The sequence below is a fragment of the Thioalkalivibrio sp. ALJ15 genome (genome assembly GCF_000383695.1).
Lineage (GTDB): Bacteria > Pseudomonadota > Gammaproteobacteria > Ectothiorhodospirales > Ectothiorhodospiraceae > Thioalkalivibrio.
This window is the reverse complement of the sequence record NZ_KB912059.1, coordinates 176,199-195,970: the sequence shown is the minus strand read 5'-3', so window position 1 is coordinate 195,970 and position 19,772 is coordinate 176,199. Positions and strand designations below refer to the sequence as shown.

General features: G+C 66.1%; 18 protein-coding genes. 14 read left to right on the top strand and 4 right to left on the bottom strand.

The window, feature by feature from the left end; genetic code table 11:
- The first annotated feature begins 82 nt into the window (after positions 1 to 82).
- From G015_RS0110170 to G015_RS0110155, 4 genes are all read left to right on the top strand, one after another.
- Complete coding sequence (locus G015_RS0110170; protein ID WP_018139320.1) at positions 83 to 700, top strand: rhomboid family intramembrane serine protease; 618 nt, start codon at positions 83 to 85, stop codon at positions 698 to 700.
- A gap of 81 nt (positions 701 to 781) precedes the next feature.
- The gene (locus G015_RS0110165) at positions 782 to 2,149 is read left to right on the top strand and encodes a sialidase family protein (protein WP_018139319.1); all 1,368 of its coding nucleotides are present in this window, start codon (positions 782 to 784) and stop codon (positions 2,147 to 2,149) included.
- Positions 2,149 to 3,072 (top strand): isoaspartyl peptidase/L-asparaginase family protein, encoded by a 924-nt coding sequence (locus G015_RS0110160; protein WP_018994914.1) that lies wholly within the window; start codon positions 2,149 to 2,151, stop codon positions 3,070 to 3,072. The genes G015_RS0110165 and G015_RS0110160 overlap by 1 nt, the downstream gene beginning before the upstream one ends.
- A gap of 75 nt (positions 3,073 to 3,147) precedes the next feature.
- Positions 3,148 to 4,155, top strand: coding sequence for an adenosine deaminase (locus tag G015_RS0110155; protein ID WP_020146650.1), 1,008 nt, complete (start codon positions 3,148 to 3,150; stop codon positions 4,153 to 4,155).
- 26 nt (positions 4,156 to 4,181) lie between these two features.
- Here G015_RS0110155 and G015_RS0110150 read toward each other — a convergent pair whose 3' ends face one another.
- The gene (locus G015_RS0110150; RefSeq protein ID WP_051088999.1) at positions 4,182 to 5,711 is read right to left on the bottom strand and encodes an amidase family protein; all 1,530 of its coding nucleotides are present in this window, start codon (positions 5,709 to 5,711) and stop codon (positions 4,182 to 4,184) included.
- A gap of 216 nt (positions 5,712 to 5,927) precedes the next feature.
- Here G015_RS0110150 and G015_RS0110145 point away from each other — a divergent pair, with 216 nt between their 5' ends.
- The 5 genes from G015_RS0110145 (at position 5,928) to G015_RS0110125 (ending at position 10,906) form a co-directional block, all read left to right on the top strand.
- A complete protein-coding gene (locus G015_RS0110145; protein ID WP_020146648.1) occupies positions 5,928 to 7,238 on the top strand; it encodes a diguanylate cyclase in 1,311 nt (436 codons plus the stop codon).
- Between the two features lie 143 nt (positions 7,239 to 7,381).
- Positions 7,382 to 8,131: a bifunctional 2-polyprenyl-6-hydroxyphenol methylase/3-demethylubiquinol 3-O-methyltransferase UbiG gene (locus tag G015_RS0110140; RefSeq protein ID WP_018649471.1), complete on the top strand. Its 750-nt coding sequence runs from the start codon at positions 7,382 to 7,384 to the stop codon at positions 8,129 to 8,131.
- A 92-nt stretch (positions 8,132 to 8,223) separates the two neighbouring features.
- A complete protein-coding gene (locus G015_RS0110135; protein ID WP_012982770.1) occupies positions 8,224 to 8,541 on the top strand; it encodes a hypothetical protein in 318 nt (105 codons plus the stop codon).
- A 56-nt stretch (positions 8,542 to 8,597) separates the two neighbouring features.
- Positions 8,598 to 9,857, top strand: coding sequence for a GspE/PulE family protein (locus tag G015_RS0110130; RefSeq protein ID WP_020146647.1), 1,260 nt, complete (start codon positions 8,598 to 8,600; stop codon positions 9,855 to 9,857).
- A gap of 41 nt (positions 9,858 to 9,898) precedes the next feature.
- Complete coding sequence (locus tag G015_RS0110125; protein ID WP_018993839.1) at positions 9,899 to 10,906, top strand: MDR family oxidoreductase; 1,008 nt, start codon at positions 9,899 to 9,901, stop codon at positions 10,904 to 10,906.
- A gap of 9 nt (positions 10,907 to 10,915) precedes the next feature.
- On the opposite strand, the gene thiI is transcribed toward G015_RS0110125, so the two are convergent.
- Both thiI and G015_RS0110115 read right to left on the bottom strand, forming a co-directional pair.
- On the bottom strand, positions 10,916 to 12,397 hold the full coding sequence (gene thiI, locus G015_RS0110120) for a tRNA uracil 4-sulfurtransferase ThiI (RefSeq protein WP_020146646.1): 1,482 nt from the start codon (positions 12,395 to 12,397) through the stop codon (positions 10,916 to 10,918).
- Positions 12,390 to 13,328 (bottom strand): DUF523 and DUF1722 domain-containing protein, encoded by a 939-nt coding sequence (locus G015_RS0110115; protein ID WP_018862897.1) that lies wholly within the window; start codon positions 13,326 to 13,328, stop codon positions 12,390 to 12,392. The genes thiI and G015_RS0110115 overlap by 8 nt, the downstream gene beginning before the upstream one ends.
- 97 nt (positions 13,329 to 13,425) lie before the next feature.
- Here G015_RS0110115 and G015_RS0110110 point away from each other — a divergent pair, with 97 nt between their 5' ends.
- The 5 genes from G015_RS0110110 (at position 13,426) to G015_RS0110090 (ending at position 18,597) form a co-directional block, all read left to right on the top strand.
- Positions 13,426 to 14,421: a patatin-like phospholipase family protein gene (locus G015_RS0110110; protein WP_018174205.1), complete on the top strand. Its 996-nt coding sequence runs from the start codon at positions 13,426 to 13,428 to the stop codon at positions 14,419 to 14,421.
- Positions 14,418 to 15,401: a pentapeptide repeat-containing protein gene (locus G015_RS0110105; protein ID WP_020146645.1), complete on the top strand. Its 984-nt coding sequence runs from the start codon at positions 14,418 to 14,420 to the stop codon at positions 15,399 to 15,401. The genes G015_RS0110110 and G015_RS0110105 overlap by 4 nt, the downstream gene beginning before the upstream one ends.
- A gap of 203 nt (positions 15,402 to 15,604) precedes the next feature.
- Complete coding sequence (locus tag G015_RS0110100) at positions 15,605 to 16,018, top strand: hypothetical protein (RefSeq protein WP_018139307.1); 414 nt, start codon at positions 15,605 to 15,607, stop codon at positions 16,016 to 16,018.
- Between the two features lie 312 nt (positions 16,019 to 16,330).
- A complete protein-coding gene (locus tag G015_RS0110095) occupies positions 16,331 to 17,899 on the top strand; it encodes an EAL domain-containing protein (protein WP_018174203.1) in 1,569 nt (522 codons plus the stop codon).
- The gene (locus G015_RS0110090) at positions 17,896 to 18,597 is read left to right on the top strand and encodes an OmpA family protein (RefSeq protein ID WP_018993835.1); all 702 of its coding nucleotides are present in this window, start codon (positions 17,896 to 17,898) and stop codon (positions 18,595 to 18,597) included. Before G015_RS0110095 ends, G015_RS0110090 begins: the two co-directional genes overlap by 4 nt.
- A gap of 1 nt (position 18,598) precedes the next feature.
- Here the strand turns inward: G015_RS0110090 and G015_RS0110085 are convergent, their stop codons facing one another.
- Positions 18,599 to 19,396, bottom strand: coding sequence for a GGDEF domain-containing protein (locus G015_RS0110085; protein ID WP_018993834.1), 798 nt, complete (start codon positions 19,394 to 19,396; stop codon positions 18,599 to 18,601).
- Between the last annotated feature and the right edge of the window lie 376 nt (positions 19,397 to 19,772).

Genomic DNA, 19,772 nt, shown 5'->3' with positions numbered 1-19,772 from the left:
ACGTAGGAAGTCGAGCGAACTTTTCAATATCCAGGGCCGAACCCATCAGAAAAATCGGCCCCCCGACCGTGGCCGATCATCAATGGAACAGGACTTTTACATCACGCTGTTCATCATCGCGGGTACCGTGGCGACCTCCGTCTGGGCCTGGCAGCGACCGCGCGTGATGGAACGGATGATCTACTGGCCACCGGCGGTGGCCCGCGGGGAATACTGGCGGCTGATCACCCACGGGTTCATTCACGCGGACGGCACCCATCTCGCGTTCAACATGATCACGCTGTTCTTCTTCGGGATGGCCATGGAGCGCGTGCTGGTCCCGGAGATCGGCGTACTGGGCTTTGTGGCGTTCTATCTGGCCGGCATCGTGCTGGCGATCCTGCCCACCCACCTGCGCCATCGGGACAACCGCTTCTACCGCAGCCTGGGCGCCTCGGGAGCGGTCTCGGCCGTTCTGTTCGCCTATATCCTGCTGCAGCCCTGGTCGATGCTGTTCGTGTTCTTCATCCCGATGCCGGCGATCGTTTTTGCGGCGGCTTATGTGGCCTATTCCTTCTGGGCGCAGCGCCAGGCTCGCGACAATGTGAACCACAGCGCCCACCTGTGGGGCGGTGCCTGGGGCGTAAGCTTCATGCTCCTGCTGGAACCAGCGCTGTTCGGCCGTTTCGTCCAGGAACTGTTGTCTCCCCTTGGGGGATAGACGTGAATCCTTCCCGGCACCCGGTGGTCCCATAAAGCGCAGCCGCACGTAACCGGCCCGGATTTCATCCCAGGAGGTCGCATGGCTCGTACCGCACACGCACACGCCCGGCCGGCCATTGGCCTCGTGGCCGGCCTAGCTTTCGCTATTGCGCCCACACCGCCACTGGCGGACCACGAAGCCCAGAACCGGATTGTCTGGCAGGATCCCGGCGAAGTCGCCCGCGGCGAGGCCTACCGAGGCCCCTGGCGCATGAATGCCTCCGAGTTTCGCTATGTGGACGATGCCTCGGTGGCGATCAACGATCATGGCGAGGTGGTGGTCGTCTGGGTTGACCAGGTAGAACAGGCGATCTTGCTGCAACGCTACGACCGCGACGGCCAGGCCGTCCTGGATGAGCCCACCCGTATCGGCGGGGAACCGGACACCTTCTCCTGGCTGCCGCGCGTCGCGATCGAGCCGACACCGGATGACGAGGACGCATTCACCGTTCACCTGCTCTGGCAGGAGATCCTGTTTACCGGGGGCGACCACGGCGGGGAGATCCTCTATGCCCGCTCCCGGGACGGGGGACGCTCCTTCGAGGATCATCAGAATCTGTCCAACTCGCGGGACGGTGCCGGCAAGGGACGCATCACCGCCCATCGCTGGGACAATGGCAGCCTGGACCTGCTGCTGGCCGCCGAGGGTCAGGTCGTCGCGGCCTGGACCGAGTACCAGGGTCCGCTGCGCGTCACCTACTCGTCCGACAATGGCGAGAGCTTCGCGGAACCCGAGACGATCAACGAAGGGGCCTACAAACCGGCCCGCGCACCGAGTCTGGCTCAGGCCCCCTCGGGACGGATCCTGCTCGCCTGGTCGGAGGGTGACAGCCCGTATGCCGACATCCGCATCGCGACCTCGGATGAACTGGGCGAAGGCTTTGCCGCACCTGCGACGGCGGTTGAAACGCCAGGTCATGCCGACGCCCCTTCGCTAGTAGTGGATGACGGAGGTACCGTGCATCTGGCGTTCGGGGCCATCCCTGCGAACGACCTGGAGGACTACCGCCAGCCCTACCACCGCAGACTGCACATCACCCAGGCCGATGCCGACACCCTGGAGTTCGGCCCGGCGAATGAGCTCGACGCGGGTGACTGGCCGGGCGGCTTCCCCACGCTGGCGCGCTCCGCCGACCGGCTCTATCTCGTCTGGCAGCGCTATCAACACCCGACCGATCGCCCGTACGGTCTGGCGTTTACCCACGCCACGCTGGACACCCTGGCGTTCGCGCCCGTCGAGCCCGTCCCGGGCACCGTCGACCGGCCCTACAGCGGCGGGCTTCAGGGGCAGCTGAAACGGCGGATGGCGGTCAACGCGGCGGGCGAGATCGCGATCGCCCAGAGCCGCTTTGTCCCGGGCAGCCACAGCGACATCCTGTTCATCCGTGGCCAGGTGCAGGACCGCTGATGGCCTCGAAATCCTTCTCGCTGATGATCCACGGCGGTGCCGGGCGCATCCGCGAGGCGCAGGACCCGCTGGTTGCCGAGCAGTACCACGCCGCGATGCTGCGGGTACTGGAGGCCGGCCGCGAGAGCCTGGCCCGCGGCGAGCGGGCACTCGATACTGTTGAATACTGCGCGGCACTGCTTGAGGACGACCCGCTATTCAACGCCGGCATCGGAGCCGCGCTGACCCGCGAGGGCACGGTCGAGCTGGACGCCGCGATCATGGAAGGTGAAACCCTCGGTGTGGGGGCTGCGGGCGCCGTTCGCGGGATCGCCAATCCCATCCGCCTGGCCCGCGCAATCCTGGAGGACGGCGCGCATGTGCTGCTGGTTGCGGAGGGTGCCGCAAGCTTTGCTCGGCAGGCCGGGCTGCCCCTGATCGACGAAAGCCGACTGATCACGGCGCAACGGCGGGAGCAACTGGAACGAACACTGCGACGCGGCACAGTCACGCTGGACCATGACGAGCCCGCCCCGGGGACCATCGGCGCGGTCGCCCGCGATCAGCACGGCCACCTGGCCGCGGCAACCTCCACAGGCGGCATGAATGGCCAACGCCCCGGCCGCGTCGGGGACTCGCCCATCGCGGGTGCGGGCGTCTACGCCGACGATCACACCGCCGCCATCTCGGCGACCGGCCTCGGCGAGCATTTTCTACGCAGTGTCTTCGCCAAGGACCTGGCCGACCATATCGAGCTGCTGGGCCTCGGTGCCGCCGAGGCCCTCACCGCGAGCCTGCGACGGCTGCGCGAGCGACTGGACGGCTACGGCGGGGCGATCGTGATCGACCGCGAGGGGCGCTGTGCGGCCGGCACGACCACCCCACGCATGATCCGTGGCTGGATCGAGCACGGCGGCGCCAGCGAGACGCGTATCGACCCGTAATCGCGGCCCATCAAGCGCGATCCAGAACAAGCCGTTACCATTCCTCGCCCACGCACGAAACCACAGGCCGCCACCATGCAAGACGCCATCGCCCGCCTCCCCAAGGTAGAGCTGCACCTGCACATCGAGGGCGCCCTGGAACCGGAACTCCTGTTCCGGCTGGCCGAGCGCAACAACGTGGAACTGCCCTATGCCTCGATCGACGAGGTGCGCGCGGCCTACCAGTTCCAGGATCTGCAGTCGTTTCTGGACATCTATTACGCGGGGGCCTGCGTCCTGCTGACCGAGCAGGACTTCTACGACCTGACCTGGGCCTATCTGCAGCGCTGCCAGCAGGATCACGTACGCCACACCGAGATCTTCTTCGACCCCCAGACGCATACCGAACGCGGCGTGGCGTTCGCGACGGTGATCAATGGCATCACCCGCGCCCTGGACGACGGCAAACGCGAGCTGGAAATCTCCAGCCGGCTGATCCTGTGCTTTCTGCGCCACCTGAGCGCCGAGGCCGCGATGGAGACCTTCGAGGCGGCCCAGCCCTACCGTGACCGCATTGCGGCATTCGGTCTGGACTCGGCCGAACAGGGCAACCCGCCGGAGAAATTCCGGGCCGTCTTCGATCGCGTGCGCGACGCCGGCTTCCGCGTCGTCGCCCACGCCGGCGAGGAGGGCCCACCCGAATACATCCACCAGGCCCTGGACCTGCTGCAAGTCGATCGCATCGACCATGGCGTGCAGGCCGAACAGGACCCCGCCCTACTGCAACGGCTTGCGAAGGAACAGATCCCGCTGACCGTCTGCCCGCTGTCGAACATCAAGCTCTGCGTGTTCGACCAGCTCGAGGACCACAACCTCAAGCGCCTGCTCGCTGCCGGGCTGCGGGTCACCATCAACTCCGACGACCCCGCCTACTTCGGCGGCTACATCGGCGAAAACTTCCGCGCAACGACCGAAGCGCTAAGCCTGTCGCTCGACGACCTGGAGCAGCTCGCCCGCAACGCGGTCGAAGCCGCCTTCCTGGACGACCCGGCCCGCCAGCACCTGCACGCCGAAATCACGGGCTGGCGCCGCAGCGTCGCCTGACCCGAATCGGACGCAGGGACGATGCTTCAGCCCTGCCCTGTGCCCGGCAGGGGTGGCGGCACCCGGTGGAACCAGGGCTGCGCGGCCTCCAGCTGGGTCGCCAGTGAGAGCAGCCGTCCCTCTTCGCCCCAGGGCGCCATGAACTGCACACCCACGGGGAGTCCACCCCGATCCCAGTGCAGCGGCACCGACATCGCGGGGATTCCGGCCAGGTTGGCGGCCAGGGTAAACGGGGTGCGCTCCAGGTTCTCGAACGTCATCCGCTCCAGAAAGCGGCTGTTCAGCATCCAGCGGCCCACAGGCAGGTACAGGGCAAGCCGTTGCAGGGCGCGGACCAGGGGGGCTGGCTCCAGCTCGCCGATCCGCGGGGGCGGCATCGCCACGGTCGGCAGCAGCAGGACGTCATAGCGCTCGAACAGCGTCGCCAGCGCCAGACTCACGCGATTCCAGCCCTGCCGGGCGCGGGCGTATTCCCCCGCGGTCAACGCCCGCCCCAGCCGCGCCAGCGTACGCGTATCCAGCTCGAAGTCGTCCCAGCGCGCACCCCGTTCGCACGCCCGCGCCACAAACGCCGCCACCTGTCCGTACAACAACGCCAGTACCGACCGCGCCACATGCCGGCCATCCACTGGCCAGTCCGTTACCCGCTCGACGACGTGGCCCTGCGCTTCCAGCAAAGCGCCGGCCCGCTCCACCGCCTCCACACAATCGCGATCGACTCTTCCGCCAACGGGCGAATCGACGTTCCAGCCGATCCGCAGGCGTCCCGGCTCGCGTCGGGCGAGTTCCTCGAAGCTTGCCGAAGGTGGCTCCACCCGAAAGGGCGCGGAAGCACTCTGCCCCGAGGACAGGACATCGAGCATCCGGGCACTGTCACGCACACTGCGCGAAAGCACCCCCTCGCTCACGGCGCCCTCCCAGGCCTCGCCCGCCAGCGGCGTCACCGGCACCCGACCGCGCGAAGGCTTCAGTCCGAATAACCCGCAGTACGAGGCCGGTATGCGAATCGACCCGGCCCCGTCGTTGGCACCGGCCATGGGCACGATCCCGGCCGCCACGGCCGCCGCCGCCCCACCACTGGAACCACCGGGCGAGCGATCGATATCCCACGGGTTTCGCGTCGGCCCCCAGAGCGCGGACTCCGTAACCCCCTTGAGCCCGAATTCCGGCGTCGCGGTCTTGCCCAGAATCACCAACCCTGCATCTTCGGCTCGGTGGACGGTGTCAGCACTGGCCGGCGCAATCACCTGACGGCAGGACCGACTGCCCAGGGTCGAGGGAAGCCCCTGGACGTCCTGCAGGAGGTCCTTGACCAGGTACGGGACCCCGGCGAATGGTCCCTTAACGCCCTCGTCGATTCGCGCCTGGGCACGCGATCGGGCATCGATGCAAACCGCATTGAGCACGGGGTTCACCGCATCCAGGCGCTCCAGCGCGCACCGCAGCAGAGACCCGGGCGCGACCTCCCCGTCACGCACGGCTGCCGCACAGGCGCAGGCATCCCATTGGCGATAATCGCGCGCTCCCGGTGCCTTGCCAGCGTCGTCTCCTGTCATGACGGAACTGTACCGTGGGTTGGCTTATGCAGTCAGGCGACCCACGCTCCATTCATGCCCCGGCAACACAGCCGAGGTACCGCAGTTGTTGCAAACGCTGGCAGCGCGCACTATACGGAGCGGCAGCACGGACGCTGCGGTTTCCGGACGGAATGGGAGCAAGGACATGCACGGGCACAGGGGGCCACGGCAGGATCGCCCACAGGGGCCGGGATCATGAGGATCCTGGTCGTCGATCGCTCGCGCGTGTTCCGGGCCCTTTGGAGCCGCATGGTGGGCACCGCCGGACACGAAGCCAGCATGGCCGGCACCGGCGCCGAGGGGCTCGCACGCCTGGACATCTTCCGCGCAGAGCTGGCCTGCGTTTCGCTAAGCCTGCCCGACATGGATGGCCTGGAATTCTGCCGCGCGGCGCGCAAGAAGCGTTACGGCCGCGGGCTGCCACTGATCCTCCTTACGTCCAACCCCGATATGCGCATTCGCGAACGCGCCTTCGCCGCGGGCGCGACCGATGTCCACGACCGAACCAACATTGGGGAACTGTTCCAGCAGGCCGAACGGTACGCGCAGCCGCTGGAGAACCTCCACAGCGGACGGATTCTGTTTGTGGAGGACAGCCCCACCGCCGCACGCTACCTGCGCCGCGCCCTGGAGCCGATGGGCATCGATATCGTGCACTACGCCAGTGCCTCCGACGCCCTCGCGGCCTTCGACCCCTCGCAGTTCGACCTGGTCCTGAGCGACATCCTGGTTGAGGGCGAGCTGAGCGGGATGGGGCTTGTGGGGTGCATCCGTCAGCAATGCCCGGACATGACCGAGATGCCGATCGTCGCCATGTCTGGCCTGGATGATCAGCACCAACGCGCGGAGCTATTTCGCCTTGGCGTCAATGACTTCATCACCAAACCTTTCCAAGGGGATGAACTTCGGACGCGCCTGTGCAACCTGCTGAACAACAAACGCCTGATGGAAGAGGTCCGCCTTCAGCGTCAGAAGCACTACGAAATGGCAATGGTTGATCCACTGACCGGTCTGAGCAATCGCAATGCACTAACCGAGTTCGCCAGCCGTTTCTTCGATGAGCCCTGCAGCCGGGAACAACCGCTGGCCCTGATCCTGATGGATCTCGACCACTTCAAGGACATCAATGACCGTCACGGTCACTTGGTCGGCGACAAAGTCCTCGCGGCCATTGGCGAACTCCTGCGCGCCGTGGCCGCGCCCGGCGAAGTCCCTGTCCGCTTCGGCGGCGAGGAACTGCTGATCCTGATGCCAGGCAACGACCTGTTCGATGCCCATACCCGTGCCGAGGACCTGCGCCAGCGGATCCAGGACCTGCGCCCGGCGGGCCTGCCGCTCACCGCGTCCTTCGGAGTAACCAGCCGGGAACCCGGAAGCGATGTAGAAATCAACGACCTGTTCCGCGCGGCCGACGAGGCCGTCTATAACGCCAAGGCCCAAGGGCGGAACTGCGTGGTGTCGGTCCCCACGCGGTCACAGGAATCCACGGAACAACATTTCGGCTGATCGACATCGCCCCAGGTAAGCGCTCCCTTGCGTGGGCGGAACCCGGACGCCGTTCACAGCTTCCCACATGCGCCCCCCGGTCTCCGCCATGGAGCGTCACAGAATCCCTATACTCTTCACATATTCGCACCCCGGAAATCTGCTTGTCTGATCCTGCCTCCCCGCATACCGCCGATCACGATCGGCTGCTCGACACCAATCGCCGTTTCTACAATGACTTGTGGAAAGACTCGCAACTGGTGTCGCCCGACCAGTTCAATACCTGGCCGCTGGTCTGCCGACTCAATCGCGACGGCTGCGAGCGCCTTGAGGTCGGGCCCGGCATGCGGCCGCGGCTGCCCATCGCCGGTACCCACTTCGCCGACATCAGCGAGCCCGCCCTGCGCACGCTGCGCGCCGAAGGCGGTCACACGGAATCTGCGGTCATCAGCGACCTGCCCTACGAAGACGGCCGCTTCGACCTGATCTCTGCGCTCGACATCATCGAGCACGTCGAGGATGACGAGCAGGCCATGCGCGAACTGACGCGTGTCGCCGCCCCGGGGGCGCGCATCCTGCTCTCGACGCCCCTCCATCCGGAGTACTGGACCCGCTTCGACGAAATCGTGGGTCACTACCGCCGCTACACGCCCAACAGCCTGTTCGCGTTGCTGGAACGCCATGGTCTTACCATCGATCAGAGCGGCGTCTTCGGTATGAAGCCCCGCTCGTCACTCCTCACCCGTCTGGGCATGTGGTTCCTGCAGCATCACCGCGATACGGCCATGCATTACTACAACCGCTACTTCATGCCGCTGGCCCTGAAGCGTCAGAAGACGCTCCAGCTCTATCCGGGCATGATCCCCACAGAAGACGTCGGCGAGGTCTTTCTGGTCTGCCGCCGAGTGGCCTGAGACGCGCACTCGCGGCCGGAACATGGTTGCTTGAAGGAACCCGCTCCCGCGGGTATTGTCCATGGATCAAGACCCTTACCCAGGCTGCATCGATGTTCGATACCCGTCCGCTGCATACGGCCCAACAACAGCACCCGTTTATCCTGTCGCTGCTCGTGCTCGCGACCGGCTTCGTGCTGACGATGCAGAATCCGCAGGCCCAGGACGCCACTGCCGAGCTGGTCTCGAAGGTTGAGCTGCCCACCCTCGCGCAGGTCATGGAAATGCGGCCTCAAAGCCCGCCGCCCGGGGTCGAGGGTGACCAGATGGTCAGCGAGGAGACTGAGGAGACGCAGGCCCTGATCATGCTGGACCGCGAAGCACAGGTCACCCGTTCCGCGAGCGACCTGCGCGAACGCCCGCAGCGGTAGCTTTTGCCGGTTTCGACCGGTATCGCGACATCCCCAATCCTTTCACCGGGGGCTGAATGCCGGAATCGCTCCGACCAACGCCCGGTGACGGGCGCGCACTGAACCCCCATCTGGTCCCCGGCCTGCGCGAGTACCTCAACGAGGACGAGCACGCAGAAGGCCGGCTCGAGGCCCATGCCCTGATCGAGGACGCCGTCGCCGTACGCGCCTCCGACATCCATCTCGACCCCGAACCTCAGGGCTACCGCATTCGGCTGCGCATCGATGGCCTGATGGTCGACGCCACGACACTCGAGTCCGGCCTCGGCGAACTGCTGTCCAATCAGCTCAAGACGCTGGCCAGTCTCGACCCGATGCCCACCCTGAACTCCGCGGAAGGCAGCTTCGCCTGGCGCGGCGAGGACACAGGGCACCTGGATCTGCGCGTTACGACCGTACCCTGCGTCAATGGCGACAAGCTGTCCGTGCGCATCCTGGCCGAGCCCGATGCCTTCCAGGACCTGAGCGACCTGGGTCTTCCGGAACAGGAGGTCGAGGCCATTCGCCAATGGACGCAGACAGCCGGTGGCGTACTGCTGGTGACCGGTCCCACCGGCAGCGGCAAGACCACGACCCTGTACGCCCTGCTGCACGAAATCGGCCAAACATCGCAGCAGATCATCACGCTCGAGGACCCGGTCGAGTACGCCATCCCGGGCGTGAACCAGATCCAGATCAATACCGACCAGGGACTCGACTTCGAGCAAGGCACCCAGACCCTGCTTCGACTCGACCCGGATTACGTACTGGTCGGCGAGGTCCGCGACGAGCCATCCGCCCGCGGCGCGATCAACATCGCCACCAGCGGGCGTTCCCTGATGGCCACCCTGCACAGTCGTGATGCAGTCGGTACCGTCGCTTCCCTGCGCAACATGGGCCTTGAAGACTTCGAGATCGCACCGACACTCGAGCTTGTGATCGCACAGCGGCTCGTGCGACGTCTTTGCCCGCATTGCCACGAGCGCCGGGCACCGAACGACCGAGAGCAAAAGTGGCTCGGCATCGGCGGTCGCGAGCCCCCCGAGACGGTCTGGGCCGCGCGCGGCTGTTCCGTCTGCAACAATCTGGGCTACTACGGCCGCATCGGCATCTTCGAGGTCTGGCACCTGGACGAGTCCGACAGCGCGGCCATCCTCGACCACCACGACGACAGGGGCCTGCGCCAGCGCCTGGCCGACAAGGGCCAGCGCATGCTCCTTGATGACGGCATGGACAAGGCCGAACGCGGACTGACGACCTACGACGAGTTGTTCCGCGCCGGCCTGCTTTCCCCGTAGCGCAACCACACATCGTCAAACCTCGATTACGTTCCCCCCCCATGGCCCCAAACGACACATTCAACGCATTGCTGCTGCAAGAGGGCGATCCTCGACCGATCGCCGAGGTATCCACCCTGAACCCGGCCGACCTCCCGGCAGGGGAAGTACTGGTCGCCGTTGAACACTCGGGGCTGAACTACAAGGACGCAATGATCCTCAACGGACTGGGTCGCCTGGTGCGGGAGTATCCCCATGTGCCGGGCATCGACCTGGCGGGCACCGTGACGGAATCCAGCGATGCCCGCTACCGACCCGGGGATCACGTCCTGCTGACCGGCTGGCACGTCGGCGAACGCTACTGGGGCGGCTTCGCGGAATACGCCCGGGTCCACGGGGACTGGCTGACCCCGATGCCGGACACGCTGGATGCGCGTGGCGCGATGATCGTGGGCACGGCCGGGTTTACCGCCATGCTGGCGATCGAGGCCCTGGAACACGGCGAGATCACCCCCGGGACCGGAGAGATCCTGGTCACGGGCGCGTCCGGCGGCGTGGGCAATCTGGCGATCGCACTCCTTGCCGCGCTGGGCTATCGCGTTGTGGCCGCCACCGGCCGGCCGGAAAACGCCAGGCACCTGGAGGCCCTGGGCGCCCGGTCGATCGTGCCCCGAGGCGAGCTTGCCGAGCGGCCCGACCGCCCGCTGCTTTCCGAACGCTGGGCGGGCGTGATCGACAGCGTGGGTGGCGATACCCTGGCCCATGCACTCGCCGAGACCCAGGCCCGCGGCATCGTCGCCGCCTGCGGACTCGCGGGCGGGGCGGGGCTGACGACCACAGTCATCCCGTTCCTGCTGCGCGGCATTCGGCTGCAGGGCATCGATTCTGTGCAATATCCCGCGACCGACCGCGAACGGGTCTGGCAACGGATCGGCCGCCTCCTCTCGCCGGAGACGCTCAAGCGGTGCCTGGCGGAAGAGATCGGCCTGTCACAGCTCCCGGAGCGCGCGGAGGCGCTGCTGGCCGGTCAGATCCGCGGGCGTGTCCTCGTCACTCCAACAGACCACTGACGAGAGCGCTCAGGCATCCACCTCAGTCACGGGCTGCCTGTCCCACTGCCGGCGAAGCCTGCTCACATCGCCCGCGAAAGCCCGCGCATCATAGCCCGCAGCACGCATGCGCTCGGCCAGTACCGCGGACTGCGTACCACGAAAACAGTAGAGCACGTACGCGCGGTCGCGCGGGAACTGCTCGAAGCACGCCGCGAGTTCATCGGCCGGGTGATTCACCGCGCCCGGCAGGTGCCAGTGCCGATACAGATCGGGCGGCTGACAATCGATGATCTCCGCCGCCGCGGGGATATGCTCGACCAGTAGCGGGCTCGTGCGATCCGCGGATGGGGCCGGCGCCCCCAGGTCATGCATCCGGGCCTCGGCAACGGCGCGGTCCAGGCAGCCGTCACTGAGCGCGGCTTCCAGCCTTTCGATGTGTGCGCGCTTGCTGGTCACCATCGGCCGCTGATTCGCGATTGCGCAAAACTCGGGGACCTTCTCGCACACCTCGAACGTGCCGATCGCGCGCGCACGATTCATGATCTCGGTCTTGTCGAAGCCGATCAGTGGCCGCAATACAGGCAGATCGGTTACCGCATCGATGGTTTCCAGGTTGGACAGGGTCTGAGACGAGACCTGACTGAGCGCCTCGCCGGTCACCAGCGCCTCCGCGCCACGCTCACGCGCGATCGGCTCGGCGGCCCGATACATCAGCCGTTTCAGCACGATCTGCCAGGCATCGCCGGGCACCTTCGCGCGCAGGTCGTCGACCACGCCGGAAAAGTCGACACTGAACATCCTGGGGCGAATGCCCGCGCCCCAGTCGCTGACCAGACGGCGACAGACCGCGAGCACCATCTCCTCGTGCACGGACCCACCAACGTTGCAGAATACGAAATCCACGGCGGTCCCGCGGCGCATGATGTACCAGGCCGCCACTGCCGAATCGAACCCGCCCGAGATCAGGACCATGGCGCGCCCCTGCACGCCCAGGGGCAATCCCCCACCCCCCTGCTCGCGCCTGGAGTAAATCCAGGCCTGTTCGCGGTCGAGATCGATCCGGACGACGACCTCGGGGTTGTCCAGGTCGACGCGACCGGGCCCATCCAGGACTGCACCCACCCGGCGCTCGACCTCGGTCGCCGAGATATCCTTGCGGCCATGGCGCTTGCAGCGAACGGCATACCGGCGCCCGCGCACCGCCTCCGTGAAACGGGCGCCCACGACCTCGCAAAGGCGTTCCACCGAGACCTCTTTGAGCACCGCCTCGACCGGCGAAAAGGTGCTGACCCCGAAGGCCTTGCGCAGGATCGACTGGCCCGCCTCGGGCTTCGGTGTATAGAGCACCAGCCGGCCCTGCTGGGTACGCAGATCATGCGGGATGCCGATCAGAGCCCGCTTGAGGTTCCGCCGCAGGACCCGCGTGAAATGGCGCCGGGTGCTGGGCGACTTCAGATGAATCTCCGGGGCCAGGCGAACGATGATCGGGGTTGCAGCGACGTCAGTCATGAATGTCTTCGGTCAGGAGTTCCTGGGGAAACGGGTTGAGGATGCTTTGCTCGCGCACCCACTGGACATCCAGCTCTTCTGCCAGGGCACGGATTCGCGCGTAGACATGCCGTGGCGGACACTCGCCGCGGCGGCAGGCGTCGATCGCTTCATGCAGGGCCGTCGAGCGGGATGGGTCCAGGCGATCGCGAAAGTGCCCGGCCATATGCTGCAGCACATTCACATGTTGGCCGACCGACACGGGTCTTGCCAGCACCCCCATAAACCGCCGCGTGTATCCCGGCGCGACCTCGTCCCGCGGCTGCCCAGCGGCTTGTGCAACAAAACGCCCCAACTGATCGTAGCCGACCCGGTCATGGGCGAGCAGCAGCATCTTCTCGCGCGTATGGAAACGCATGAGGTCTCCCAGGGTCCACCGCGCGGCAAACAGCTCGCGAACCCGCGCATGCGCAAAGATGCGCTCGAGAAAGGCCTCGCGAGCATCCGGACCGGCCAGCCCGGCCTCCTCGACGACGGGCAGGTCGGGTAGCGCATCGGTCAGTGCGGTGGCGAACAGGCCCGCAGCGGGCTCGGCCTCGTTCGCCACCCGAACCTGCAGCCCGCAACTGGGTGATCGTGCCTTGAATATGTAGCCATCCAGTCCGGCCGCCGCGAGGACTGGCACACGGTCTTGAACAAAGTCCTGGACGGGGCCTGTGCAGTCCCCACCCGTTTCGTTCCCGCGCAGCGCCAGGCGTCCGCCTTCACGAACCAGGTGCATCGGCTCGCGCGGCGTGCCCAGCACCGCCTCCGGACAGACGGGTACCCAGGTGACATGGCGTGCCAGCCGTTCGACCACAAAGGCCTCCCGCCGATGTCCACCGTCGTAGCGAACGGGTTCGCCGAGCAAACACTGCGACACACCGAGATTGGGGGTTGGTTGCGGATTCATCTGCCATGCGGGTGGATGTGCAGGACATTCAGGGTAGCAAGCCGCGCCATGCGACACCGACCGCTATACTGCGAACAGTATCTGCCGGAGCATCCGCGTGTTCGCGATCAAGCCCCTCCAGCGTCGCATCTCGAAGACGCGTCCTGGCCCGCTCCTGCTGCTGGCCCTGACGCTGCTGCTGACGTGGGTGGCCATGCCGGCGAACGCCGGCGACGCGGAACCAACGAGCGATACGCGTCCCACCATTGGTCTGGCCCTGGGCTCCGGCGGTGCGGGTGGCCTGGCCCACATCGCGATACTGCAGGCCTTCGATGAGCTCGGCCTGCAGCCGGACTATATCGCGGGGACCAGTATTGGCGCGATCATCGGCGGCCTGTATGCCGCCGGCCTCAGCGCGGAGGAGATCCTCGACATCTTTGACGACTTCGCCGGTTCAGAGATGGACGCCCTCTCGCGCCTGGCCCGATCCGATCTCGAGCTGTTCGAACTGATCCCCCTGCGCCTGGGCCGCAACGCCCTGCTGGACGCCGATACCTTCCTGCGCTTTCTCGCAACGCACACCCCGACCCGCAGCTTCGACGAACTGCGCATCCCGCTGACGGTGGTAGCGACCGACTACTGGACCAGCCAGACGGTCACGCTCCAGGAAGGTGAGCTCTTTCCGGCGATTGCGGCCAGCATGGCGGTGCCCGGCCTGTTCGCACCCGTACCGTCGGACGACGGCCGGTTACTGATCGACGGCGGGGCCTCCAATCCATTGCCATACGACCTCCTCCGGGACAAGGTCGATATCGTGATCGCGGTCGACGTATCCGGCGCATGGAACGTCGCCAACCAGCCACTCCCCGGGCTGACCGACCTCCTGTTCAAGACCTTCAGCATCATGCAGAAATCGCTGATCCGCGAAATGATCCGGCGCGAACAACCGGACCTTTATCTGGCACCCGATACCGGTGGCGCGCAACTGCTCCATTTCAACCGCATTCACCTGATCCTGGAGGCTGCCCAGCCAAGCGCCGCCGAGCTGCGCCAGCACCTGAAGGACTGGCGACCCGGCGACGCCGTCACGCGTGATCAGGGGACCCGCCAGTGACCACGCAGCCTTCCGATCCATCGGAAACAACCCGCGAGGCGACGGACCCGCCCCCCTCCTCGTCCGAGGCCGTGCGCCACGAGCGCTGGTTTCTGCGCCGCCCGGATGGCGTCTGCGGGCCCTACCCGGCTCGCCAGATCGGCCGGTTCCTCATCCTTGGGCGCCTGAACGAACAGGACGAGATCAGCCAGGACCGGGAATTCTGGGTGCCGATCGCCGAACGTCCCCACCTGATTCCCGAGGAAGTGCGTCTGGCCAACACCCCGGGTGGCAAGGAACGCCTGGAGCGCGCCCGGCTGCGCGAGGACGAACGCCTGCGGGAACGTCGTTCGCATGCCTCGGATTCGTTCTACCGCGACCAGCGCAAGGGCGACCGCCGCTGTCCCGAGAACCTGGAGACGTTGAACCATCGCCAGCTATGGGCCGCCCTGCTCGACCGTACGCCATTTCCCTGGCGCCAATGGGTACAGGGTCCGCGCCCCTGGATCCTGTCTGGCGTTGCGCTTTTCCTTGCCACGGCCCTGCTGGTCTGGTTCGCACAGCAACAGGAAATCACGCCGGCACCGGATTGCGATGCGCCACCCGGACCCTCGGTGAACTGGAACTACTGCAACAAGTCCGGGGCTGCGCTGCGCGGAGCTGACCTGGCCGGTGCCAGCCTGTATGACACCCGCCTGAGCGCCGCACGGCTGGAGCGCGCGCAACTCGCGGATGCCGATTTGCGCTACGCAAACCTCGACCGAGCCCGCCTGGACGGGGCCGATCTCTCACGCGCCCAATTAACTGGTGCCGACCTGCGGAGCGCTCGACTCCGGAGCACCCGCCTGGAAGATGCGGATCTGCGCCACGCCGACCTTGCCGGCGCGGATCTGACCGACGCCCGGCTTGAAGGGGCTCGACTGGACCGCGCCATCTGGATTGATGGGCGCATTTGCGCGGCAGGCTCCGTTGGCCATTGCGAATCCAGCGCGACCGACTGACCATACCGGGAAATAGTTTGACCGAGGTTCGATTCCTCCCCTCGGCGCAGTGAAGGCGTTCGCACCTTCCCGTCCATTCCCTTTCGTCCCCCTGCCCGGGGGAGCTAGACCTGTACACGCAGACCGACACGAGCCGATGGCCGATCGGTCGGTCGCGAGGCACGGAATGACCGTTCCTCAATCCGAAACAGGAGGTTGTACTGATGTATAGCTATCGCAAGACTGCAATTGCCTTTGCCCTGGCCTCGATGTTCGCCCTGGGTGGTCTCGCCACCGCACAGGCGCAAAACCTGGGTGCGGCAGCCGAAGGTGCTGCCGAGACCGGTGCCGAAGCCAGCGGTGGAGCCGCCGGCGGCTCCGAAATGGGCGGCGAAGCCAGTGGCGGGACCGCCGGCGGTGCGGCGGCCGAAGGCCAGGCCCCGGGTGCCGAGGGTGGTGCTGGCGCGAGCGGCGATGCCGGCGCCAGCGGTGACGTCCGTCAGGACGACGATGCCCGTGGCGGCATGGGCGCCGATGCAGGTGCCGGGGCCGGTGCTGGCGGTGAAGCCGAAGGCGACGACGGCGGTGCCGAAGCCGGCGCCGAAGGTGGGGCCGAAGGCTCCGTCGAGGTCGAGTAATCACCTCCCGGCCGGGCGGCACTTGCCGCCCGGTCCGGCTTGTCCGACTGCGGATCGATCCCCATTTCCGCGGCAACCTCCCACCAATAGGGCTCCGCCTCGCAGGAGCAACAGTCGCAGGCCACCGACACCCCTTCGTGCTGGCTCAGTGATGACCCTGATTTTTCCCTCACAGTGACCTTTTCGTTCATCGTGATTCCTCACGGTGTGGCCATCCTTCTCACCATCCTCCCGGATGCGGCAGGATCCCAATAACCCCATGCTACACTCTTGAAATCCCGTCTATTCGGGAGTTACGGAGGATGGAACGCCATGGCTACACGGCGCGACAAGCTGCTGTTTGCCGTCTTTGGCGTAACCGTCCTGGGGCTCCTGCTGCCGCTGTTTCTCCTGGGCTGGTATCTCTGGCAAGGGTCCGTGGTCGCGGAGGAACAGCGTCTGGACGAACTCGCACAAAAGCTCGGCCAGCAAACCGAGCAGGCGATCCTCGACGCGCGCGACCTGCTCGACGAGCTCAATGCCCTCGATGTGACCCCCTGCTCGCCGCAGCACCTGAACCAGTTGCAGGAAGCCGCGATTTCGCGGCCGCATATTCGCGCCGTCGGTTACTGGCGGGCAGTGGAACGCGAATGCGGCGCCGGTTTTGTCCAGGGCGATGCCCTCACTCCCCCCCAGGCCAGCCGCATCTACGACAGCGGACTGGTGGCCTGGTGGCCCGGCCCCACGACGGCGATCGGCGGCGTAGAGCTCTTCCTGATGCGCTATGGCCAGCACGACGTGGCCATCGACCCGCGCCTGCTGGTAAACCCAGGCCTGCTGGAGGACCAGGAAGTCGGGCTCTGGGTCGAATCCATGCCCATGATCACCCATCCCCCGGGGGCCGATGTCCCGGATCCCGAGTTATTCGAACCCGGGCTCACGGTGGATCACGCCGAACAACGGCTGGTCAGCCGCTCGTCGCTCGATACCATCCTGCCGATCGACATCATCGCCGTGCAGCCGATGGCGCAATTCTGGCAGCGCTACCTCCCCACGCTGGCCGGGGCCGGGGCCTTTGGCCTGTTACTCGTTGGTTTGTGGCTGTTTCTGATCCTGCGGTACTTCCGCCACCAGCTCAGCCTGGCTCAGGAGCTGCGCGAGGCGATTGCGCATGACCAGCTGCAGGTGGTGTTCCAGCCCATCGTCGATCTGGAAACAGGCACCTGTCAGGGTGCCGAGGCCCTGGCGCGTTGGCGGCGCGATAACCGGGAAACTATTGGCCCGGATGTCTTCGTGCCTCTGGCCGAAGATACCGAACAGGGGACCGACTTGACCCTCGCGATCCTGCGCTGTGTCCTCCACGAGCTGGGGCCACAGCTCCGCGACCGGCCGGATTGCCCGATCAACCTGAACATCACCGGACAGGATCTGGCCTCCACCCGCTTTAGCGAAGCCCTCCAGCGCGAGCTTGAACAGGCCAAGGTTCCGGCCCACGCAATCAAGCTCGAGATCACCGAGCGCTCGCTGCTCAACACGGATGACGTTCGCAGGAGAATCCAGGATTTGCGCGCGCGCGGCCATCGCATCGCGATTGACGATTTTGGCACCGGTTACTCCAGCCTGGCTTATCTCGAGAGCTTCGAACTGGACACCCTCAAGATTGACAAAACATTTGCCGATGCCATTGGCCACGAAGCAGTGACCAGCAACATCATTAGCCATATCATCGTGATGGCACGCTCGCTGAAGCTGAACATCGTCGCCGAAGGCATCGAGTCCGGGCATCAGGTCGAGTGGCTGCGCCAGCAAGGGGTCGGATTCGGGCAAGGCTATCGCTTCAGCCGCCCCCTCTCGGCGCGCGCATTCCGTGATTGGTGCCAACAAGCCGGGGACTCGAAGTGAACGCCATTATTCGCCACAACACACTTGCCGCCATCGTCGCGGCACTGTTGTTGACCGGGTGTAACGCCATGCCCACTCAGGGAGAACGTTCACCAGATGCAGCCGCCAACGGCGAACAAGCCCGGGATACCCCCCATCAGGACGATGCTTACGGGACGAGCCGGAACGCGGTTTATCTGGCGCGCGATGACGACGCCGTCAACGCACGTCGTCAGCACCTGCTGGACGAGGGGCACGAATCCGTCGCCCTGGATCGGGTGGGCTTCTATATGGACGTGCTGACCGCACGGTTGCGCCAGGAGCTTTCGGGATACGATGTGCAAATGGAACGCGAGGGGCGAATCATCACCCTGATATTTCCGGGCGCCAAGGCCTTCGAGACCAACAGCGCGGAGATTCACCCGGACATGATACCCACCCTCGATGCCCTGGGGCAGGTGCTCGAGGAGTACGACGCCAGCCTGGTGACGATCGCCGGACATACCGACTCTGCGGGCGCACGCGGTTACAACCAGCACCTGTCGGAACAACGGGCCCTGTCGGTCGGTCGTCACCTGCACGACAATGGCGTCGGAGAGGCGCGCATCATTGCGATCGGCTACGGACCGGACCGCCCCATCGCCGAGAATGAAACGTCACATGGGCGCGCCCTGAACCGCCGCGTGGAGCTACGCGTGGAGCCACTAACGGCCACCTGACTCACAAAGCGTCTGGGGGGCCCTCCGCGCGGTGGACCTCGACACGATTTCGGCCACGCGCCTTGGCGCGATAGAGCGCCGCATCGGCCTTGCGCACGAGATCTTCCAGGGAATCTCCGGGTTCGCGAGACACCACCCCCAGGCTGATCGACATCGGCTGGCCATGGGCCGCCGGTGGGTCCGCAATGGCCTGGCGGAGTTTTTCCGCCAGCAACGCTGCACGGTCCGAGTCGGCGTGCGGCACGAGGATCAGGAACTCCTCGCCGCCCCACCGGCCGAGACGGTCCGAGTCGCGCAGGCACGCCTGCAACCGCTGGCACATCTCCCGCAGGATGGCATCCCCCATCGCGTGACCGTAGCGATCGTTGACCTCCTTGAAGTAGTCGAGATCGAGAAAAATCAACGAAAGCGGCAGGTTGTAACGCTCCGCACGAGCCACCTCGTGTTCCGCCTCGGTCTTGAACTTCTGGCGGTTCCAAACCCCGGTCAAGGCGTCCGTATTGGCCAGACGCACCAATTCCTCCTGCTGCTGGCGCAGTGTTGCCTCGACCTCCTTGCGCAGAGCGGCCTCCTGACGCAAACGGCGACTGACCCGCACGTAATGCAGCAGGAGCAGGCTAACCAGGAGCAAGGTAGCGCCTGCGATCAGCGCAATCCGGTACCACCATGCGTGGTCGACTGCGACGCGTACCGCCTGCCGGCGCGGCAGGTTTGGTCTGTCCCGGTTGACCCCACCGCGGCTGGCGCTCTGATCATCCGCCCGGTCCGACGAATTCCGGGCCGCCTGGGCCGGAAACAATTCCCTGCCCCACCGTTCCTCCGGTCCACCGGACCCCGATAACCGCCAGGGGGCCTGGCGAGCCTGGATATCACTGTCCTGCAGCAAGACCCCGGCGTGAGACGAAGGCGGCGGGCTGGCGCAGACGGGGACGGAGAGGAACAGCCACAACAGCCCCCCGAAGCCAAGCCGCAAGCCTTGGCTGCGAAAGCCACGGTTCTGGACGAGCGTCATCGGCATCCCTCGGATCGACTGGCGCTTGCGTGCCGGCCCTTCTGCTGAGCCTAGCACCCCGTCGGCGAAACAACCTGCGGGTCACACCGCGTCTGGTCGGGCCAGTCACGAATCATCCTGGCGAAAAACCAGCGTTCATCGCACTCCTGGCCGTTATTGCCTC